Genomic DNA, 19,408 nt, shown 5'->3' with positions numbered 1-19,408 from the left:
TGACCGCCCGTTCATTATCATGTCGGCTCGCGATTTTTCCCAGGGTCAGGCTGGATTCCGATGAAATTTGCCTATCTCCGTGTAGTTCCTTGGTTGCTGCTTGCTCCATGGCTGGCAGCGTGTGGTCCGGGCAACTCCGAGGCGCCGGTAGCGGCGCCTGCGGCCAAGCCGGCTCTGAGCGTGCGCACCGTGCTGCCGCAGCGCGAGGACTGGCCGCAACGGCTGGCGGCCAGCGGCAGCGTGATGCCCTGGCAGGAGGCGGTGATTGGTGCCGAAGTGGGGAATCAGCGAATCGCCGAGGTGCTGGTGCAAGTTGGCGATTCGGTGCGCAAGGGGCAAGCTCTGGCCCGGATTGATGCTGCTGCGTTGCAGCAGGAGGTGGCCGAGGCCCGGGCTGGGGTAGCCGAACTCGAGGCCGCTACCCTGGAGGCCAGGGCCAATGCCGAACGGGCTCGCGCCCTGCGCGCCCAGGGTTTCTACAGTCCACAGACGGCGGTCCAGTATCAGACCGCCGAAGGCACAGCGACGGCACGATTGGCTGCTGCCCGGGCGCGGCTGGCGGCGGCCGAGTTGCGGCTGGCCAAAAGCCAGGTCCTGGCGCCGGATGCCGGCGTGATTTCGGCGCGCACCGCGACCGTCGGCTCGCTGCCGCAGAATGGCGACGAACTGTTCCGCCTGATTCGTGGCGGGCGCCTGGAGTGGCGTGCCGAGGTGCCGGCTGATGATTTGCCGAAACTGCGCCCCGGGGCGAGTGCCCGCTTGCGGGCTGCCGATGGCAGCGAGCTTGTCGGCAAGGTGCGCAGCGTCGCCCCGAGCGTCGACCCGCAGACGCGCAACGGCCTGGTTTATGTCGATTTGCCACGGTCGACCGTGACTCGCGATGAAAATCCGGCGCTACGGGCCGGTGCCTTCGCGCGCGGCGAGTTCGATCTCGGTGCGCAGCCGGCGCTGACCCTGCCGCAAGCCGCAGTCGTTCTGCGTGAGGGCTTTGCCTATGTCTTCCGGCTCGACTCTGGCGGGACGCGGGTGATCCAGAGCAAGGTTGAGCTTGGCCGGCGCCAGGGCGAGCGGATCGAGATTCTTGCCGGCTTGCCGGCCGATGCATCGGTCGTGGCGTCCGGGGTCGGCTTCCTGGCCGATGGCGACGTGGTCCAGTTGCTACCGGCCGAGACGGCACGCTGATGCGCTGTGCGGGGTCGGTGTGCTGATGCCGCCCTTTTTGTTTCTTTTTCTCGTACGCCCAGCGGGCGACTGACACCATGAACGTTTCTGCCTGGTCCATCCGTAATCCGATCCCGGCGATCATGCTTTTCCTGCTGTTGACGCTGGCCGGTGTCGTCGGCTTCCGGGCGATGAAAATCCAGCAGTTCATGGATATCGACCTGCCAACGGTGACGGTCACCGCGACCTTGCCGGGGGCGGCGCCGGCGCAGATGGAAACCGAGGTCGCCAAGAAGATCGAGAACTCGGTGGCGACGCTGCAGGGCGTCAAGCACATCTACACCAAGGCGCAGGACGGAACCGCCATCGTCACCGTCGAATTCCGACTGGAGAAGCCGACTCAGGAGGCGGTCGACGACGTGCGCGATGCGGTGTCGCGAATCCGCTCGGACTTGCCCGGCGACCTCAAGGACCCGGTGGTTGCCAAGGTCAACCTGTCCGGCGCGCCGATCCTGACCTATACCGTTGCTTCGCCGCGGATGGACGACGAGGCGCTCTCATGGTTCGTCGACAACACGGTTGCCAAGGCCCTGCTCAGCGTGCGCGGGGTCGGTGCAGTGGCGCGGGTCGGCGGCGTCAGCCGCGAAGTCCGGGTCGAGCTCGATCCCTCCCGCCTGCTGGCGCTGCGCGTCAGCGCCGCCGATCTTTCGCGGCAATTGAAGCAGGTGCAGCAGGAAGCCTCGGGCGGGCGTGCTGACGTCGGCGGCGCCGAGCAGTCGGTGCGCACCATCGCCACGGTGCAGAGCGCGGCCGAACTGGCAGCGCTCGACATCGTGCTCTCCGATGGCCGGCATTTCCGCCTGGACCAGCTGGCGACGGTCAGCGATACCGTCGCCGAACGGCGCGCCGGCGCCTTGCTCAACGGCGAGCCGGTGGTCGGTTTCGAAATCACCCGCAGTCGCGGCGCCGGCGAAATCGAAGTGGCGCAGGGCGTGCAGGCGACGCTGGCAAAACTGCGCGGCGAGCACCCCGATATCCAGATCACCGAAGCCTTCAATTTCGTCGATCCGGTGCAGGAAAACTACGACGGCTCGATGTCGCTGCTGCTCGAAGGTGCTGCGCTGGCGGTGCTGGTGGTCTGGCTGTTCCTGCGCGATACGCGAGCGACCTTCGTCTCGGCAGCGGCGCTGCCGCTGTCGGCGGTGCCGACCTTTGCGGTGATGTGGCTGATGGGCTTCTCGCTCAACGTCGTGACCCTGTTGTCGATGTCGCTGGTGGTCGGGATTCTGGTCGACGACGCGATTGTCGAGATCGAGAACATCATGCGTCACCTGCGCATGGGCAAGACGCCTTACGAGGCGGCGATGGAAGCGGCCGACGAAATCGGGCTGGCGGTGATCGCCACCACCTTCACGCTGATCGCAGTGTTCCTGCCGACCGCATTCATGAGCGGGGTGCCCGGCAAATTCTTTGTCCAGTTCGGGTGGACCGCAGCAATCGCGGTGTTTTTCTCGCTGGTCGTCGCCCGCATGCTGACGCCGATGATGGCCGCCTACCTGCTCAAGCCGGCGAAGCCAGGCGAACACGAGCCGCGCTGGCTGGAACGCTATGCCGGCTGGGTCGCCGCTTGTCTGCGTCGCCGCTGGCTGACGATGCTGGCGGCGACGGTCTTCTTCTTCGGCTCCTTCGCGCTGGTGCCGCTGCTGCCGACCGGCTTCCTGCCGCCTGACGACCTGTCGCAGACGCAGGTGCATGTCGCCTTGCCGCCGGGCAGCACCTATGCGCAGACGCATGCCGCCGCCGAAGAGGCGCGCCGGCTGATCGGCGATCATCCGCACGTGCGGCTGGTGTATACCGCGATTGGCGGCGGCGCCGCCGGCAGCGACCCGTTTGCGCCGCGCGGTGCCAACGAGGTACGCAAGGCGACGCTGACGATCAACCTGACGCCACGCAAGGCGCGTGGCGGGGTCAGCAAGCAGGATGTCGAAAGCGAATTCCGCCAGCGTCTCGCCGCCTTGCCGGGCGCGCAAGTCAAGGTCGGGATGGGGGCTTCAAACGAGAAATACGTGCTGGTGCTGGCCGGCGAAAACGGCCAGGCCCTGGCCGACCATGCGCGCCTGGTCGAACGCGAACTGCGCGGCATTCCCGGTATCGGCGCGGTGACTACCACCGCCAGCCTGGTTCGCCCGGAACTGGTGGTGCAGCCCGATTTCGCTCGGATGGCCGACCTCGGCGTGACCTCGGCGGCGATTGCCGAAACCCTGCGCGTCGCCACCTCGGGCGATTACGACCAGGGGCTGGCCAAGCTCAACCTGAGCCAGCGCCAGGTGCCGATCGTGGTCCGCTTGCCGGTCAGCGCCCGCAGCGATCTGGCGCTGCTCGAACAACTCAGCGTCCCCGGCCGCCACGGCCCGGTGCGCCTGGGCAACGTCGCCCGCCTGAGCATCGCCGGCGGGCCGGCCGAGATCGACCGTTACGACCGCCTGCGCAACGTCAATTTCGAAATCGAACTCAACGGCCAGCCGCTCGGCGAAGTCGAAAAGGCCGCGCTGGCCCTGCCCAGCCTCAAGCAATTGCCACCCGGCGTGCTGCAGACCACGGTCGGCGATGCCGAGGCGATGGGCGAACTGTTCGCCAGCTTCAGCCTGGCGATGCTCACCGGCATCCTCTGCATCTACATCGTACTGGTTCTGCTGTTCAAGGATTTCGTCCAGCCGGTGACCATCCTCGCGGCGCTGGTGCTGTCGGTGCCGGGGGCCTTCCTGGCGCTGTTCGTGACCCAGAAGGCGTTGTCGATGCCATCGATGATCGGCCTGATCATGCTGATGGGGATCGCCACCAAGAACTCGATCCTGCTCATCGACTACGTCGTGCTCGCCCGTCGCGGCATCGACAGACAGCCCGGCCTGGATCGTTGGCAGGCACTGCTCGACGCCTGTCGCAAGCGGGCGCGGCCGATCGTGATGACCACCGTCGCAATGGGCGCCGGGATGCTGCCGATCGCGCTCGGGATCGGTACCGACCCGAGCTTCCGCGCACCGATGGCAATCGTCGTGATCGGGGGTCTGATCACCTCGACCTTCCTCAGCCTGCTGGTGATCCCGGTGGTGTTTACCTACATCGACGACCTGATCGAAGCGGTCCGTCGTCGGTTACCGGTCCGTTCCTGATCCGGGCCGGCGCTCCCGGCGCCCGGCCCTAGCGGCTGCACCAGGGACTTTCCAGGCGCGGGCCGTAGAGCTCGCGCCGCTGCTGGACCGCGCGGACCTTGCCGGTGGTCGCGTCGAACAGCACGTCGAGCCGGGCCAGGCGGCTCCAGTCGTCGCAGAAACGCCATTCCCAGGCCAGTTCGTTGCGTGCCTCGTAGAGCACGCTGTAGCCTGGTGCCGGTGGGCCGAGCCGGCGCAGTACGCTTTCGTGGTCGTCCTCGCCGGGGCGGATCAGTGAAAAGTGGCTGGAGTCGAGCACGTTTTCCAGGCGCAGCAGGCGGCCGCTCGGGTCGCCGTGCACCATCCAGGTTTGCAGCCCGGCCGGGCCCTGCGGGTAGGCCAGTTGCTCGCTGCCATCGGCGTTGCGCCAGCGCAGCGAGGGTGGGCCGAGGCGGGCTTCGACCTCGGCCAGGCTATGTACGCCCGGCTGCAGGCCGAAGCCGCCGGGCGTGCCGAAGGTGGCGCAGGCACTAAGCAGCAGCGCGGCGAGGAGCGGGGAGAGGTGGCGGAGTGCGGACATAGTGGCGATCCGGAAGTGTTTTCCGCCATTTTCACGGTCGACCGTGAAAATGGCAAAAAATCGCTGCCGGCCGCCGCTCAGTCCTTGCCCGCAGCCGGCGGCAGCAGGAAGCTGCGCGGCTGGTGGCGCAGGCGGCAGGCAATCGCCCGCAGCAGCGGCCCCCAGTGGGTGAAGCGAATCCGCCGGGCGGCGAGCGCGGTGCGCAAGGCCAGGGTAAAGCTTACCCCGAGGTTGATGGCACCGATCAGCGCCACGCCGAGCGCCGCCCAGGCCAGTGCCGGCGCGGCGAGGGCAAAGTCGAAGGCGGTCAGCGCATAGCCGAGGTTGGCCGAGGAGAAGGCGATGTGGCGGATGTCGAGCGGCAGCCCGAGGATCTGGCCGAAGACACCGGTCGAGCCGAGCATGCAGCCGAACAGCAGGTTGCCCATGATGCCGCCGAGCTTGTCCTGGACGTAGCTGCCGAACCGCGCCGCCAGCGCGTCGCCGAGCAGGATGCGCAGCCAGCGCAGGCGGCTCAGGCGCGGGCCGATGTTCTGGTAGGTCGCGCGGTTGTCGAAAAAGCCGGTGATCAACCCGGACAGGAACAGGTAGAAGCCGGCGACCGCAGCGTGTGGCAAGGCCCAGCCCAGCGGGTCGAGGTCGGCCAGCAGGTGTGCGCCTTTCTCCATCGTCACCGCCGGGGCGCCCAGCGCCTGCGCGCTCAAACAGCCGATGGCGATGGCGACCGGCAGGGCGACCATCACGTTGCCGGCAATGGCTGCCAGCTGGCTGCGCGAGACTGCGGCGACGACATCGACCAGGCGTTCGAGGTCGGCCGCGCGGTTGGGTTTCAAATCGCCGAGCAGCCCGGCCAGGGTTTGCGCCGTCATCGCCGGCTGCTTGGTGGCGACGGTCAGCCCGAGCAGGTAGATCAGCACGAAGCCGCCGCCGTAGATCAGGCTGAACAGCACGGCCTCGACGAACAGTGGTGCGTGCAGCCCGGCAGCCAGAATCTTGAGCAGGGCCATGCCGCCAATCAGGACGCCGGCACCGGCCGCCGAGGCCCACATCCGGCGGTAGTCGGCGCCTTCTTCGCAGATGTAATGTTCGCCCGAATGCGCGGCGTTTTCGGTGACTCGCACGGCGAGCAGGTGCGACAGCTCGCCCAGGTAGTGGCGCAGGCTGTTGCGCCGGTTTTCGGCGAGCAGGGCGCTATGCACGAAGTCGCTCCAGGCTGCCGCCGCCGGTGGTGTCAGCGCGTCGGCGGCCGGCGGCGGGGCGAGGATGCCGACCAGGGTTTCCAGCCGTTCCAGGCTTTGCTGGCTGCGCGTCAGCAGGTAAGAAAGGCTCTGGCTGGCGCCGACTTGCAGCGCGCGGCGGCGGATTCGCTGCAGGGTTTCGCGGCATTGCGCCGAGAGTACCAGCAACTGGCTGCCGTCGTCGGCCAGATATTCGGGGTCGTGCAGCGCCTGCCGCCAGCTCTGGGCAAAGGCCAGGGCCTCGGCCGAGAGCGCGACGAAGCGCGGCCGGTCGGCATCGAGGTTGGGCGAGGCGCGCATCAGTTCGCCCTCGACCCCGAGGCCGCTGACCCGGTGCGCCAGCAGCAGGATGGCGTCGAGCATCTGCTCGCGGACACCGGCCAGCGGCGGGGCGTCGGCCGCGTCGAGCAATTGCCAGAGGCGTTGCAGGTCATCGCTGGGCAGGGTTTCCAGCCAGCGCCAGTCGTCGCCGTGGTCGCACAATACGTGCAGGCAGTCTTTCAGCCGTCGTTCGTCCGGGACCTCGGGCAGCAGGCGGTTGCCGACAATGCGCCAGCCTTCGGAAAAGAAGCCGGTGCCGGGCAGGATGCCGCTATCGGTGAAGAAGGTCAGCAAGCGTCGCTCGCCGACCAGGCGCCCGACCTGCCGCGCCAGTGCCGTGCGTAGTCCGGCGTCGGCTTGCAGCAATTGCAGCAGGCGTTGCAACTGGGCTGCGGGCAGCCCGGCCTGGGCTTCGCTGCGCGAATGCGGGCGGCAGGCGGCGAACAGGCCGCGCAGCAGGTACAGCGGGTCGGCCGCGTCATCGTGGCAGCGGAACAAGGCACCACGCAGGCGTTCCTCGGGCGGCTGTTCGGCGGCAAACAGGCGGCGGAAAAAAGCGGTCAGGCCGTTCATGCGGCTCCTTGCAACTAGCATGGCATGCCATTGTGCGGCGGAAGGCCGTGGCTGGTCAAAGCCCGGAGAGTTGCCCCGGTGCCGGCCGGAAGCACTAAAATTCACCGATGACCGCGAATGACGATGCCTTGGCCGGCGCCCAGCCGCTCTATCTCTGTGCCACTACCCGGCTGGCGCAGATCCTGCGTACCCGGCGACCGGCGGGGGAGGGTGAGGCCTGGCGGACGGTGCAGGCGCTGACCCTTGGCCAGTGGTTCGCCCTGCTTGCCGAGGAGGCCTTGTTGTGCGGCCAGGCTGAATTGCCGCAGGTCCTCGATCCTTATGCTGAAAAGTTGCTGTGGGAGCAGGTGATTGCCGATACCTTGGCGCAAGCTGCAGGTGCCGCCGCCCCCCTGTTCGACCTGCCGGGAATGGCCGGTTCGGCCCAGGGGGCGCAGCAACTGCTGCGCCTCTGGCCAGACTTGGCGGCGAGCCTGGCGGCCCCGGAACTGGCTGACGAGGCCGAATTGTTTCGCGGCTGGCAGAGTGAGTTTCTGCGCCGTTGCCGGGAGCGTGGCTGGATCGATGTCGGCGGCTGGCAGCAGCGGGTGGTCGGGTTGCTCGCTGCCGGCGAATTCTCCTTGCCGGCCAAGCTTTGGCTGATCGGATTCGACCGGCTGACACCGCTGGAGCAGTCCTTGCTGAGCGCGCTGGAAGCGCGTGGAGTCAGGGTGGAGGTAGCCGCCTTCCCGCCGGGAATCGAGGTCGCGGGCCAGTTGTCTGTCAGCCTCGAGCGTAGCGCCGGCGAGCCGGTTCCGGCACATTATCCGGCGGCCGATGCTGCCGCCGAATGCGCGGCAGCTGTTGCCTGGGCTGCGGCACGGCTGGCACAGGCAACCCGGCCGGGTTACCGGATCGGAATCGTTGCCCCGCATCTTGCCGATGTCCGCGAGCGGCTTGAAAGTCTGCTCGACGATGCTTTGCATCCCGAGAGCTTGCGCCCGGACCAGGCCGAGTCCACGCGCTGCTACAACTTTTCGCTGGGCCGGCCGCTGGCTGCGCAGCCTCTGGTCCGCAGTGCGCTCGACCTGCTGTCACTGGCCGGCCAGCGTGGTCGTGTTGAGCAGGCACGTTTTGGCGAACTGCTGCTGGCAAGTGGCTGGCATGGCGACGTCGGCGAGGCCGATGCGCGTGCACAGCTGGCCGCCGCCTTGTGCCGCGACCTGGGATATTTCACCCATTGGCCGGCGGTGTTGCGCCTGGTTGAGCGCCAGGCGGCGCAATCCCCTTTGCCGCAAACCGCAGGGGCGCTGCAGGCCTTGGCGGCAGCGGGCGATGGTCTGCCGCGTCGGCAATTGCCCGGGCGCTGGGCAGCCTGGTTTGCCGAGGTGCTGGCCGCAGCCGGCTGGCCTGGCGAGCGTCGCCTGTCGAGTCACGAATTTCAGGCCCGGCGTGCCTTTGGCGAAGTCCTGGCCGGGTTGGGCCGGCTGGACGAACTGCTCGGGCCGCTTGATCGGGCGACAGCGCTCAAACGACTGGGGGAGCTTTGCCGGCAGCGTGTATTTCAGCCGGAAACCCGTGGGCAGCCGGCGATTCAGGTGCTCGGGGTGCTCGAAAGTGCCGGCTTGGAGTTTGATGCGCTGTGGTTGATGGGAATGAACGACGACCAGTGGCCACCTGCGCCGCGGCCCAATCCGCTGTTGCCGGCCAGCGAACAGCGACAGGTCGGGGCTGCTCATGCCAGTGCCGAAGTCGAGCTCGACTTTGCTCGCCGGGTCACTGCCCGCTTGCTGCAATCGGCGCCGGAGGTGGTTTTGTCTTGGGCGCAGGCCGACGGCAACCGGATTCGGCGGCCGAGTCCGCTGCTCCCTGGCGGCCGGTCGCTAGCGCTGCCGGCCACCGTGCCGACATCGGCTGCACGGGCTGCGCAGCAGGCTGGCAGCGACTGCGAGGAAATTGATGACAGCCGGGCGCCGCCGCTAGCCGCCGGAGAGTCCGTGGCTGGCGGCAGCTGGTTGCTGCGAGCCCAGGCGATCTGCCCGGCCTGGGCTTTCCATCAGTTCCGCCTGCACGCCGAGGCATTGGACGAGGCTGTCGAAGGGCTTGATCCCGCCGCCCGCGGAACGCTGGTCCACGCTGCGCTGGAAGCGTTCTGGAAGGTTACCGGCGACGCCGGCCGCTTGCGTGCTCAAACACCGGAGGCTCGCACTGCGGCGGTGGCGGTTGCCTGCGAGGGGGCTCTGGCGGGCTACGAGCAGTCGGTGCATCAGCCCCTGCCTGCCCGCTTCCGCCTGCTTGAGGCAGCCCGCCTGCAACGGCTTCTGTTGCGCTGGTTGGCTCTGGAGGCCGAGCGTCCCGGGGATTTCCGGGTGCTTGCCTGCGAGCAGCAGGCCTCGGTCGAGATCGAGGGAATTCAGGTCAAAATGGTGGTCGACCGTATCGATGCCGTTCCTGGAGGACAGCTGATCCTGGATTACAAGACGGGGGCCGCCATTGATGTGAAAAACTGGGCTTCGCCGCGCATTACCGAACCACAACTGCCAATCTATGCCGCTTTGCTCGCGACCGATACGGTCGCCGTTGCCTTTGCCAAAGTCCTGCCTGACAAGCCGGCGTTTGCCGGGGTGGCGGCGGATGGAGACTTGCTTCCCGGGGTGCCGGGGCTAAGCGACGGCAAACAGCGGATTTTTCCCCGCGAGTCTTTCCCCGATTGGCCCAGCGTGCTGGCGCACTGGCACGAGCGCTTGCATGCAATTGCCCGCGAGGTCCGCGCCGGCGAAGCCGGGGTGGTATTCAGCGATGAAAAGCTGTTGCAGTATTGCGAGGTCAAGCCGCTGCTGCGCCTGCCTGAACGACGGCGCTGGCTGGCCCGGCGCTGAGGCGGGGGCTCGGCGTACCGGGGCAGGTCAGGCTGCGATGTATGGCGGTTTTCGGTTAATCTCCGCGCTTATCTGCCTATCCATTCCGATTTTTGTTGCGAACATGGTCATGACCAAGCTCACACGATGGCTGTTGCCCAGGCGCTGGTTGCGTCATCTGGTGTTCTTTCCCGCCGGCTTGCTGGCGCACTCTTCATATGCACAGGTGCTACAGCAGATCCAGCCGGTGCAGCAGATTCAACCGGTACAGCAGATTCAACCGGTACAGCAGATTCAACCGGTACAGCAGATCCAGCCGGTGCAGCAGATTCAACCGGTGCAGCAGATTCAACCGGTGCAGCAGATTCAACCGGTGCAGCAGATTCAACCGGTACAGCAGATTCAACCGGTACAGCAGATTCAACCGGTACAGCAGATTCAACCGGTACAGCAGATTCAACCGGTACAGCAGATTCAACCGGTACAGCAGATTCAACCGGTACAGCAGATTCAACCAGGGCAGCAGGTTCAGCCGGGGCAGCAGGTTCAACCAGGGCAGCAGGTTCAGCCGGGGCAGCAGGTTCAGCCGGGGCAGCAGGTTCAGCCGGGGCAACAGGTTCAGCCGGGGCAACAGGTTCAGCCGGGGCAACAGGTTCAGCCGGGGCAACAGGTTCAGCCGGGGCAACAGGTTCAACCGGGACAACAGGTTCAACCGGGACAACAGGTTCAACCGGGACAACAGGTTCAACCGGGACAACAGGTTCAACCGGGACAACCGGGACAACCGGGACAACCGGGACAACCGGGACAACCGGGACAACCGGGACAACCGGGACAACCGGGACAACGTGCAGGCGCGCCGGATGCTTCCCGGCGCGGCGAGGCCGGGCTGCCAAAAGAGGCTGGGCGAGGCCCCGGAAACCCCGCGCAGGAGCGGCGTCCAGCTTCACCGCCGGGAGAGAAGCGAGGCAATGGCGAAGGCCGGGGGCCGGGGGAAAAACCTGGACAAGGGGGCGAGCCAACTGCGGGAAAAAATGGCCGCCAGGGCGTTGGCCCCGAACGTCTCGCGCAACTGGCGGTGATCGACATGGCCCGGCGTGAGCAGCGCAGCGAGATGTTCAAGGAAGCCCTGGGGCAGTTGAAAAGCAATCCCAAACTGGCTGATGTTGAAGAGTGCAGTGGCCGCAGCGACGTCTGCGTTCCGCCGGCCGCGACGATTGCCCGGGTGCAGGCAAGCACGGTTCAGCCGATGGAAATCGGTCGGCGGGTCGCCTATCTGATTGCCAATAGCCGTTATCAGGCGCCGATTCCGGAACTGGAAACGCCCCGTGCCGATATTGAAGTACTGGGGCAGGTGTTGCGCGAACGGATGGGCTACGACGTCAAGGTGCTGCATGACGCAAGCAAGGCGCAGATCATCAGGACCTTGCAGCTGGCTGGTAAAACGACCGGGCAGCATCAGAGCGTACTAGTGATGTATGCCGGTCACGGTTATCAGATCAGCGAAACCCGGCAGGGCTACTGGATTCCGGTTGATGGCAACAGTCGCGATCCGGCAGGCTGGGTTTCCAATAGCGACATCACCAAGTTGCTGACGGCAATTCCGGCCAAGCAGGTGATCCTGATCTCCGACAGCTGTTATTCCGGCACTCTGGCAAATGAGCAGAGCGCACGTGCGCAGCCGACGGTTTCGCGTTCCGAATTGCTGGCCAGGCGTTCAGTGCTGGCTCTTACCTCGGGGGGGGAGGAGCCGGTCAGCGATGAGGGGCGTAATGGCCATTCGATTTTTGCTGCGGCGCTGATCGAGCGACTCCAGGGGTTGCAGGAAAACACGACCGTCGGTCAGTTGTTCGACCGGATTCGCGACGATGTCACCGCCGAATATCCGCAAGTGCCGCAACTGGGGGCGGTGCAAAGCGCGGGCCATGTTGCCGGGGGCGACTTCCTGATCGATCTGCGCAGATAACAAGCAAGCTTCAGAGCTTCAGAGCTTCAGAGCTTCAGAGCTTCAGAGCTTCAGAGCTTCAGAGCTTCAGGGTTGCCACTGCCAGTTCAGCGAGAGCTGGCGGCCACGGTAGCCCATGATGCTGATATTTTCGTCATTGTCGATCTGCCGATACTCGGCAATGATCGCCTGGCCATGCCCGAGCGCATAGTGCAGGCCGAGGCGCAGCTGGCGGGTTTGCTGTTCGCGGCGAAAGTCGATCAACCCGGGAGAGAAGGGGCGGGCGCCACGCCAGTCGAGCACATTCCAGGCCCCTTCCGCACTCCAGCCTTGCCCCAAGTGCAGACGTCCGAAAAGGCTGGCTGTCCAGCCCTGGCGATCGCCTCCCGGACGGGCTTTGCTGCTGTCGTCGGCGAGCAGGCCGGCGGCTGCCTGTAGTAAGTGCTCCTGGCCACGGTGGGTCAGTTGCAGGCGAAATTCATTCTGCACCGCATCGAATTGGCTTTGCGCCGGGTAGGCCTGTAGCGACGTCGCCCCGATCAGGGACAGTTGCCATGGCGCGGGCAGCGGTAACGGCGGAGTGACCTGCAACTGAGCCTGCAGGTGCTGCTGATAGAGCTTTCCGCCCAGCCCGAGCAGGCCGGCTGAGGCGGTGGCCCGCAGGCTCCAGGAACCCAGTTGCCAGGGACGTTCGAGTCCGACGATGGCAGAGCTGAGGTCGTAGCGGCTGAGGTTGTCGTAGCGCCGGTGGAGAAAATGGGCAAAACCGAGGCTGCCGTTGTTGCCCAGCGGCATGGCGCCTTCTGCCTGAATGCTGGTGAAGCTGTCGCCACGCGGTGCGTATTCGGGGGCGAGGACCAGAGTCAGCGTGTTCGAACCGCTGCCGATGTTGAGGTTGGGGTTGCTGGCTCCCTGATTGGCATTGCTGTCGTACCCGCGGCCGGCGCGCAGGCGGTAGCTGCCTTTGCCGGCGTTGGGCCGGCAGCCGGTAGCGCGCTGCTGGGCGATCATCTCGCGGATCGCCGGTGGCGGCGCAAAGCGTAGCTCGATTGCCGTGAACAGGGCTTCGGCCTCTTCACGATGACCCAGGCCGCATTGCAGGATTGCCAGATCGAGCCAGGCGCCAGCATGTTCCGGCTCCTGGGCGGCAAGGCTGGCCAGCGAGCGCCGGGCATCTTCGTAGCGGCCGTCGGCAATTGCCTGCATCGCATCCAGATAGGGATTGTCTTCGGCCACGCTCGGCGCGACCGCGCCAAGCAACAGCGCGGCGAACAACAAACTGCGGAGCGGGAACGAAATGGCGGACAAAATGGCGCGACTCGATGCGATCAAGGGCGCGATTATACATAGTGCGGCTGCCCTTATCGTTTTGGGATAGGTTGCTGCCGTACTTTCGGGAGCGAAAAAAAGCCCCTGCGGACAGGGGCTTGGTGTTTCAAGGACGTACCGGCGGCGGTAACGGAGCCGGAGCTTGCGGTCCGGCAGGCGGTTGCATCCCTCCCGGTGGCGGATTCTGAATTGGGGGAGGATTCTGACTCGGCGGTTGCGGTGGTTTCGGGGCGCCCGGCTGGAACGGGCCGGGGACGACGCCGGGGGGTCTGCCTTGCGGGGTTCCGGGCAACATTCCGGGTTGTGGCGGGAGTGGCGGCAGTTTGCCCAGCGCCCCGGCTCCCGGTGCACCGGCCTGTCCGGGCGGGGGCAGCAACGGTGGGCGGAGACCGCCGGCCGGCGGAGGGGGCATTCCGCCCGGTACAGGCGCTCCTCCCTGACCGATGACCGGCAGGGTTGGTGGCGCGCCGGAGGAACCGCCCAGTTGCGGAACCAGCGGCGGCTGCCCGGGGGGCGTTTTGCCCGAGCCGCCTGGGGGCGGCGCCTCGGCGGGGCGTGGCGGGCGCGGGGCCTCGCCGGCGGTGGGGGGCGGCAACGTCGCTCCCAGTTGTGCCAGTTTGCCGCTGTTGTCGACGAACGTGGTCTGGCGCAAGTCCAGTCCTTGGCTGGGCGCTCCCGGCTTCTGCAAGCTGGCGGCACCGGCCTGCAGCCGATTGTAGCTACCCGCCTCGCCGTCCTGGCGGTTGCCGGCAGGCGGGCGGGTGACTGCGGTTTCCAGGTCGCCGGCCCGCAACTCAACGCGGGCTTGCGGCGTTTGTACGACCAGATTGCTGCTGGCTTGCGGCTTGATCAATTCGGCGCCGATCACCCGCACGCCGCCTTGCTGTACGGCAATCGTCTGTTGCCGGCTGGAACTGTCGATGCTGAGTTCGGAGCCGGGGCGAACGCCAACCAGGCTGCCGTCGGGGAGCTTGATCTGGGAGATTGCGTTGGCCGGCGTTACCAGCCGTTCTCCGGTCTGCAGCCGTTCGCCGCGGCTGGCCGGCCGGCTGTTGCCGGCTGCATTGATGATCTGGCTGCCACTTTGCGAAAAAAGTACGGTGGCGCCTTCCTGGGCCTGCAGGCCGGCGGTGAAGCCGAGTGCCAGAGCCAGGGCGGACAGGGTAAAACGGGCAAGGGAATGCATGTCTGGGCCTCGCTCAGTAATCGAAACGCAGGTTCAGCGAGAGGTCGGTCTTGTCGTACGAGTAGAGCGTCGCATTGCTGACGTTCTTGATGTACGACACCTGCGGCCGCAGGGCGACGCCCTTGGCCACGGTCCAGTTCAGGGCCATGGTCAGATCGTAAGTGGTTTCATTGCGGGCAAACTGGTAGCTGGTGTTGTTGCCGCTATAGACCGAATGGGTGGCACCGGTGGTGAGGTAGCCGCCGAGAACCGGATTGAAGCTTGACTGCACGGTCAGGCGTGGTCCCCAGAAGCGGCGGTCACCATCGTCGCGCGAACGCAAGGATTCCTCGTAGCCGAGGGTGCCGCTCAGGCCCAGGACCGTATTGCCGTTGCCGATGGCGCGTAGCCAGCCGAGGTTGCCGCTGTAGATATTGACGTCCTGACCCAGCGTGCTGCGGGTCAGATAGTTGGCCTTGATCACCGAGGCACCTGCGGTGAACTGGTTGGAGGCATCGATGGCCTGGCGCCAGTCGAGAGTTGCGCCACTGCTTTGGCGCAGGCGGGCGGCGTTGTAGCGGTATTCGCCAAGCAGCACGCCGCCGCGCAACAGCCAGTCGTTACCGCTGTAGCTCAGGCCGGCACGACCGTCCAGAGTCCAGGTATTGGGATCGTTATAGTGGCGGTAGTCGCGGATCCGGTAGTCTGCACCGGCATAGATGCCCAGCCGTTGATTGAGCGGGTGGCTGATTTCGCCGCCCAGCGCCAGGGTCGAGTAGTTGTCTCCCCGGCGCAGGCCGATCGGCGGGAGCGGTTGATACAGGCCGTAAGCCGGCAAATTGAGCAGGCGGTGTTCGGTGGCGCTGCCGACGTTGCTGTCGCGCCCGAAGCCGAATTCGACGTAGGCGGTACGGTAGCCCCCGCCGCTCTGGTTGCGGGCATCGATCGCCCGTACGTACTGTTCGACCTGGCTACGCAGGTCCGAGGGCAGATTGCCAATCGCCAGCACAGCCTCGAATTCGATCTTGGCTCGGGCATAGTCGCCCAGCGCGTAGTAGGCCAGACCCATGTCGGCGCGGACGCCGACATAGGACGGATCGACCGCGAGAATCCGCTCATGAACGAAGATGGCCTTGCTCGGCCGCCCGCTGCTGAGTGCCGTGCTGGCCAGCAGGTAATCGAAGGCGGCATCGCCAGCATAGGCCTCCTCGCTGGCTTCGAGCAGCAGGTAGGCGTCACCGGCCTTGCCCGAAGCGACCAGGGCTTGCGCCTGGTCAATCAAGGCCTGCTGGGCGCCGGCGCTGAGCGGCAGGCATAAAGCCAGGGCCCACGCGATCTGCGACAAACGGCTGGTCGGCCCCCCTGGCCGCCGCTTGGCTGGTGAATGTTTCAAAGCTCCCCCTTGTGATTTCTGCGTTACGCTTGGCCTTACAAAAAATAACATTTCTTAACATTCGATTGTACCGTATTGATTTGTTGGGGAAAGCAATTTCTGAAACCCTGCTCGAATCGACCGGGGTTTGCCTTATCCTTGGGCTTTTAGCCATCTTTTGCCGATGAACGCCGATTCTGCTGCAACCCCGGTTTCCCGCCTGCGCGAAGACGAAGCAGCCCGCCAACGGGCGCTCGACCTGGCCTCGTTCATCGTCGAGGCGCCGGCCGGAGCGGGCAAGACCGAACTGCTGACCCAGCGCACCTTGCGCCTGCTGGCCGTGGTCGACAATCCGGAAGAAGTGCTGGCGCTGACCTTCACCAATAAGGCCGCTACCGAGATGCGCGACCGCATTCTCGGTAGCCTGGAGCTGGCCGCCGGCGGCGAATTGCCGGAGGCGCCGCACAAACAGCTGACTTTTCATCTAGCCGGCGCGGTCTTGCAGCGTGACCGCGAGCGCGGCTGGAGCTTGCTGCAGCATCCGGGCCGCTTGCGCATCACTACCCTCGACGCGCTGTGCGCCAATCTGGCGCGGCAAATGCCCTTTCTCTCGCGCTTCGGCGCGCAGCCCGGCGTGGCCGACGACGCCGAGGCGCATTACGCCACGGCTGCGCGGCGGACGCTGGCGATGCTCGAAAGCGACGATCCGGCGACCGATGCGGTCACCAGCGATGCAGATGTCGTCGCTGCCGCGCTGGCCTTCATGGATAACCATGCCGGCCGCCTTGAACGCCTGCTGATCGCCATGCTCGGCCGGCGCGACCAGTGGCTGCAGCACGCGGCGCGGATCAATCACGGCGGCGAGGCCCTGCGGGCCGAGATCGAGGCCGGTTTCGCACTGCTCACCGGGCGTACCCTGCAGACGGCAGCGGAACGGCTCGATGCCCGCTGGCAGACGCGGCTGCTGCCGCTGGCGCGGTTTGCCGCCGGCAACGGCGTGGCGGCGCTGGCGCCGCTGCTTGAGCGAACCGAGCCAGCACGGGCGCTGGCCACCGATCTGCCGGCCTGGCGAGCGCTCGCCAGCCTGCTGCTGACTAGCAGCGGCAGCCTGCGCCAGAAGCTCGACAAGCGTTGCGGCTTCCCCGCCGACAAGGAGGCCAAACCGCACAAGGAAGCGATGAGCGAACTGCTCGCCGAACTGGCGCAGGTCAGCGGCCTGCCCGAGGCACTGGCGGCAGTGGCCGATTTGCCTGCGCCGCATTTTTCGCCCGCCGAATGGTCGACCGTGGCCGGCTTCGCGCGCCTGCTGCAACTCGCCGCCGGGCAGTTGTGGCTGGTCTTTCAGGAAGCCGGCGAGGTCGATTTCATCGAAATCGCCGCCCGCGCCGGCCTGGCGCTTGGCGACGACGAGGCGCCGACCGACCTGGCGCAGGCGCTCGACTACCGGATTCAGCATCTGCTGGTGGACGAATTCCAGGACACCAGCCCCGGCCAGGTCGAGCTGATTGCCCGCCTGATGCGCGGCTGGCAGCCCGGCGACGGACGCACGATGTTCGTCGTCGGCGATCCGATGCAGTCGATCTACCGTTTCCGTAAGGCCGAGGTCGGGCTCTTCCTGCGCGTCCGCGAGCGCGGCATCGGCGACGTGGCGCTCGAACATCTGCGCCTGTTCCGCAATAACCGCTCGTATCCGGGGATCGTCGATTGGGTCAATCGCGCTTTTCCGGGCATTTTCCCGGCGCAGGACGCGCCGGAAACCGGCGCCGTCTGTTACGCCCCGTCGGCGGCAACACGGCCGTTCGAGGCCGCCAGCGGGGTGCAGGTGCATCCGGTGTTCGCTGATAGCGACGATGCCGCCGGTGACGAGGCGCGGATCGTCCTCGACCTGATCCTGCAGGCGCGCGCGCAACGGCGAGAAGGAGAACCCCAGGAACGGGTCGCGGTGCTGGTCCGGGCGCGCAGCCACCTCGACGCGCTGGTCGGCGAAATCCGCCGCAGTGCGCCCGAACTGCGCTTTTCGGCAGTCGAGATCGAAGGCCTGGCCGAGCGCCAGCATATCGAGGACCTGCTCACCCTGTACCGCGCGCTGAGCCACCGCGCCGACCGCATCCACTGGCTGGCGTTGCTGCGCGGCCCCTGTTGCGGGCTGACCCTGGCCGACCTGTTGGCGCTGGCCGGCGGCGACAAACAGCGCACGGTGTGGCAGCTGATGCACGCCGAGGAACGACTGGCGGCGCTTTCGGACGATGGTCGGGCGCGCCTGCTCTGTGTGCGCGCAGTGCTCGCGCAGGCCCTGGCCGAGCGCGGGCGGATGTCTCCCCGGCGCTGGCTGGAAGGCGTCTGGGTGCTGCTCGGCGGGCCGCGCACGCTGGCTTCCCCGGAGGAAATGGCGGATGTCGATGCCTTCTTTCAGCTGGTCGATCAGATTGCGACCGACGGTCGGCTGCCGGCCGACGAACTCGCCGCGCGCACTGCCGAGTTGTACGCGCCGCCCGACCCGCTGGCCGGCGAGGCCGTGCAGATGATGACCATCCACAAATCCAAGGGACTGGAATTCGAAACCGTGATCGTGCCCGGCCTGCACCGGGACACCGGCATGCACGACAGCAGCCTGTTGCTGTGGGACCAGGTGGCCGATGCCGATGGGCACGAGCATTTGCTGGTGGCGCCGCTGCGCAGCAAGGTCGCCAGCGACGAGGGCGGCGAGGAAGGGGAAAGCGGGGACGGCGCTACCCTCTATGACCTGTTGCGCCGGGTCGAGAACGAACGCAGCGCGCACGAGGACGAGCGCCTGCTCTACGTTGCGGCAACGCGGGCGATCCGCCACCTGCACCTGGTCGGGGTGGCCAAGCTCGACCCCGAGGCCGACGACGGGCTCAAGCCGCCGGCCAGCGGCACCCTGTTGCGCCTGCTCTGGCCAGGCGAGGCGCAGCCGGTGTTTGCCGCTGCGCTGGCCGCACGTGGGGCGCAGGCTGAAGAGACGGCGATCGCGGTAGCGGAAGTGCCGCCGGCACCGCCTCTGCGTCGTCTCCGCGTGGTGGGGCCGCCGCCCGAACTGGCGGCACCATTGCCCCCGATCGATGCCGACAACCCGCCGCTGGTCGCGCTCTCGGCGACCGGCATCGCGCTCGACGCCTCGGTGGGCACGCTGGTCCATCGCTGCCTGGAATTAATCGCCCGCCAGGGTTTGCCGCAATGGCCGGCGGAACGCCTGCCCGGACTGCTGCCCGGCTGGCAGCGCTGGCTGCGCGGCCTTGGCCACAGCCCTGAAGAAGCCGCGAGCGGCGCTGCCGAGGCTCTGGCGGCACTGCAGCGGACGCTGGACAGCGAAACCGGCCGCTGGTTGCTGGCCGATCACCCTCAGGCCGGCTGCGAACAGGCCTGGACGAGCCTGGAGGCGGCATCCACGGTCAACCACGTGATCGACCGGATTTTTGTTGCCGATGGCGTGCGCTGGATCATCGATTACAAAACCGTGCGTCTGGCCGCCGACGAGGACGAAGCTGGCGCGCTGCGTCGCCGCGCCGAAGGCTTCCGGCCGCAACTCGAACGCTACGCCGCGCTGTTTGCCGGCGATTCGGTGCCGCCCAAAAAGGCCATCTGGTTTGCCTTGCAGGGCTGCTTGCTGGTCCTCGACTAGCGCCGGCAGCTATCCCCAGAAGCTGTGGATAAGCCTGTGGTCGGGGTGGGGGCGGCTGGACCAAGTGGCTGTTTCGGCAGCAACTTTGTTGCTGCTGC

At 66.7% G+C, this 19,408-nt stretch carries 11 protein-coding genes; 5 read left to right on the top strand and 6 right to left on the bottom strand.

Annotated elements, in window-relative coordinates; all coding sequences use genetic code 11:
• Positions 1-60: 60 nt before the first annotated feature.
• Together VX159_RS14140 and VX159_RS14135 are read left to right on the top strand one after the other, a co-directional pair.
• Positions 61-1,182, top strand: a complete 1,122-nt coding sequence (locus VX159_RS14140) for an efflux RND transporter periplasmic adaptor subunit (RefSeq protein WP_371323530.1) — start codon at positions 61-63, stop codon at positions 1,180-1,182.
• Positions 1,183-1,259: 77 nt separating this feature from the next.
• On the top strand, positions 1,260-4,331 hold the full coding sequence (locus VX159_RS14135; protein ID WP_371323529.1) for an efflux RND transporter permease subunit: 3,072 nt from the start codon (positions 1,260-1,262) through the stop codon (positions 4,329-4,331).
• A gap of 28 nt (positions 4,332-4,359) precedes the next feature.
• On the opposite strand, the gene VX159_RS14130 is transcribed toward VX159_RS14135, so the two are convergent.
• Both VX159_RS14130 and VX159_RS14125 read right to left on the bottom strand, forming a co-directional pair.
• Positions 4,360-4,890, bottom strand: coding sequence for a hypothetical protein (locus VX159_RS14130; protein WP_371323528.1), 531 nt, complete (start codon positions 4,888-4,890; stop codon positions 4,360-4,362).
• Positions 4,891-4,967: 77 nt separating this feature from the next.
• Positions 4,968-7,022, bottom strand: a complete 2,055-nt coding sequence (locus VX159_RS14125; RefSeq protein WP_371323527.1) for a site-specific recombinase — start codon at positions 7,020-7,022, stop codon at positions 4,968-4,970.
• Between the two features lie 107 nt (positions 7,023-7,129).
• Between VX159_RS14125 and VX159_RS14120 the strand changes: the two genes are divergently transcribed.
• Complete coding sequence (locus tag VX159_RS14120) at positions 7,130-9,880, top strand: PD-(D/E)XK nuclease family protein (protein WP_371323526.1); 2,751 nt, start codon at positions 7,130-7,132, stop codon at positions 9,878-9,880.
• A 208-nt stretch (positions 9,881-10,088) separates the two neighbouring features.
• Here VX159_RS14120 and VX159_RS14115 read toward each other — a convergent pair whose 3' ends face one another.
• Complete coding sequence (locus VX159_RS14115) at positions 10,089-10,616, bottom strand: hypothetical protein (RefSeq protein WP_371323525.1); 528 nt, start codon at positions 10,614-10,616, stop codon at positions 10,089-10,091.
• A gap of 330 nt (positions 10,617-10,946) precedes the next feature.
• Between VX159_RS14115 and VX159_RS14110 the strand changes: the two genes are divergently transcribed.
• The gene (locus tag VX159_RS14110) at positions 10,947-11,825 is read left to right on the top strand and encodes a caspase domain-containing protein (protein ID WP_371323524.1); all 879 of its coding nucleotides are present in this window, start codon (positions 10,947-10,949) and stop codon (positions 11,823-11,825) included.
• 66 nt (positions 11,826-11,891) lie between these two features.
• On the opposite strand, the gene VX159_RS14105 is transcribed toward VX159_RS14110, so the two are convergent.
• The 3 genes from VX159_RS14105 to VX159_RS14095 all read right to left on the bottom strand — a co-directional run bounded on the left by VX159_RS14105 (position 11,892) and on the right by VX159_RS14095 (position 15,691).
• Positions 11,892-13,112: a tetratricopeptide repeat protein gene (locus tag VX159_RS14105; RefSeq protein WP_371323523.1), complete on the bottom strand. Its 1,221-nt coding sequence runs from the start codon at positions 13,110-13,112 to the stop codon at positions 11,892-11,894.
• A gap of 127 nt (positions 13,113-13,239) precedes the next feature.
• Positions 13,240-14,319, bottom strand: a complete 1,080-nt coding sequence (locus VX159_RS14100; protein ID WP_371323522.1) for a FecR domain-containing protein — start codon at positions 14,317-14,319, stop codon at positions 13,240-13,242.
• A 13-nt stretch (positions 14,320-14,332) separates the two neighbouring features.
• Positions 14,333-15,691 carry a surface lipoprotein assembly modifier gene (locus VX159_RS14095; protein ID WP_371323521.1) on the bottom strand — a complete coding sequence of 453 codons (1,359 nt, stop codon included), beginning with the start codon at positions 15,689-15,691 and terminating at the stop codon, positions 14,333-14,335.
• 163 nt (positions 15,692-15,854) lie between these two features.
• Here VX159_RS14095 and VX159_RS14090 point away from each other — a divergent pair, with 163 nt between their 5' ends.
• Complete coding sequence (locus VX159_RS14090; protein ID WP_371323520.1) at positions 15,855-19,310, top strand: UvrD-helicase domain-containing protein; 3,456 nt, start codon at positions 15,855-15,857, stop codon at positions 19,308-19,310.
• The last annotated feature ends 98 nt before the right edge of the window (positions 19,311-19,408 follow it).

The organism is Dechloromonas sp. ZY10 (assembly GCF_041378895.1).
GTDB lineage: Bacteria > Pseudomonadota > Gammaproteobacteria > Burkholderiales > Rhodocyclaceae > Azonexus > Azonexus aquae.
The sequence above is the reverse complement of the archived record's forward strand: the minus strand, read 5'-3'. Positions and strand labels throughout refer to the sequence as shown.

Bases quoted from the DNA above. Each gene is read 5' to 3' on its own strand.
- VX159_RS14120 (WP_371323526.1), top strand. From the start codon at position 7,130: ATGACCGCGAATGACGATGCCTTGGCCGGCGCCCAGCCGCTCTATCTC.
- VX159_RS14135 (WP_371323529.1), top strand. From the start codon at position 1,260: ATGAACGTTTCTGCCTGGTCCATCCGTAATCCGATCCCGGCGATCATG.
- VX159_RS14140 (WP_371323530.1), top strand. From the start codon at position 61: ATGAAATTTGCCTATCTCCGTGTAGTTCCTTGGTTGCTGCTTGCTCCA.
- VX159_RS14090 (WP_371323520.1), top strand. From the start codon at position 15,855: ATGAACGCCGATTCTGCTGCAACCCCGGTTTCCCGCCTGCGCGAAGAC.
- VX159_RS14110 (WP_371323524.1), top strand. From the start codon at position 10,947: ATGGCCCGGCGTGAGCAGCGCAGCGAGATGTTCAAGGAAGCCCTGGGG.
- VX159_RS14125 (WP_371323527.1), bottom strand. From the start codon at position 7,022: ATGAACGGCCTGACCGCTTTTTTCCGCCGCCTGTTTGCCGCCGAACAG.
- VX159_RS14130 (WP_371323528.1), bottom strand. From the start codon at position 4,890: ATGTCCGCACTCCGCCACCTCTCCCCGCTCCTCGCCGCGCTGCTGCTT.
- VX159_RS14100 (WP_371323522.1), bottom strand. From the start codon at position 14,319: ATGCATTCCCTTGCCCGTTTTACCCTGTCCGCCCTGGCTCTGGCACTC.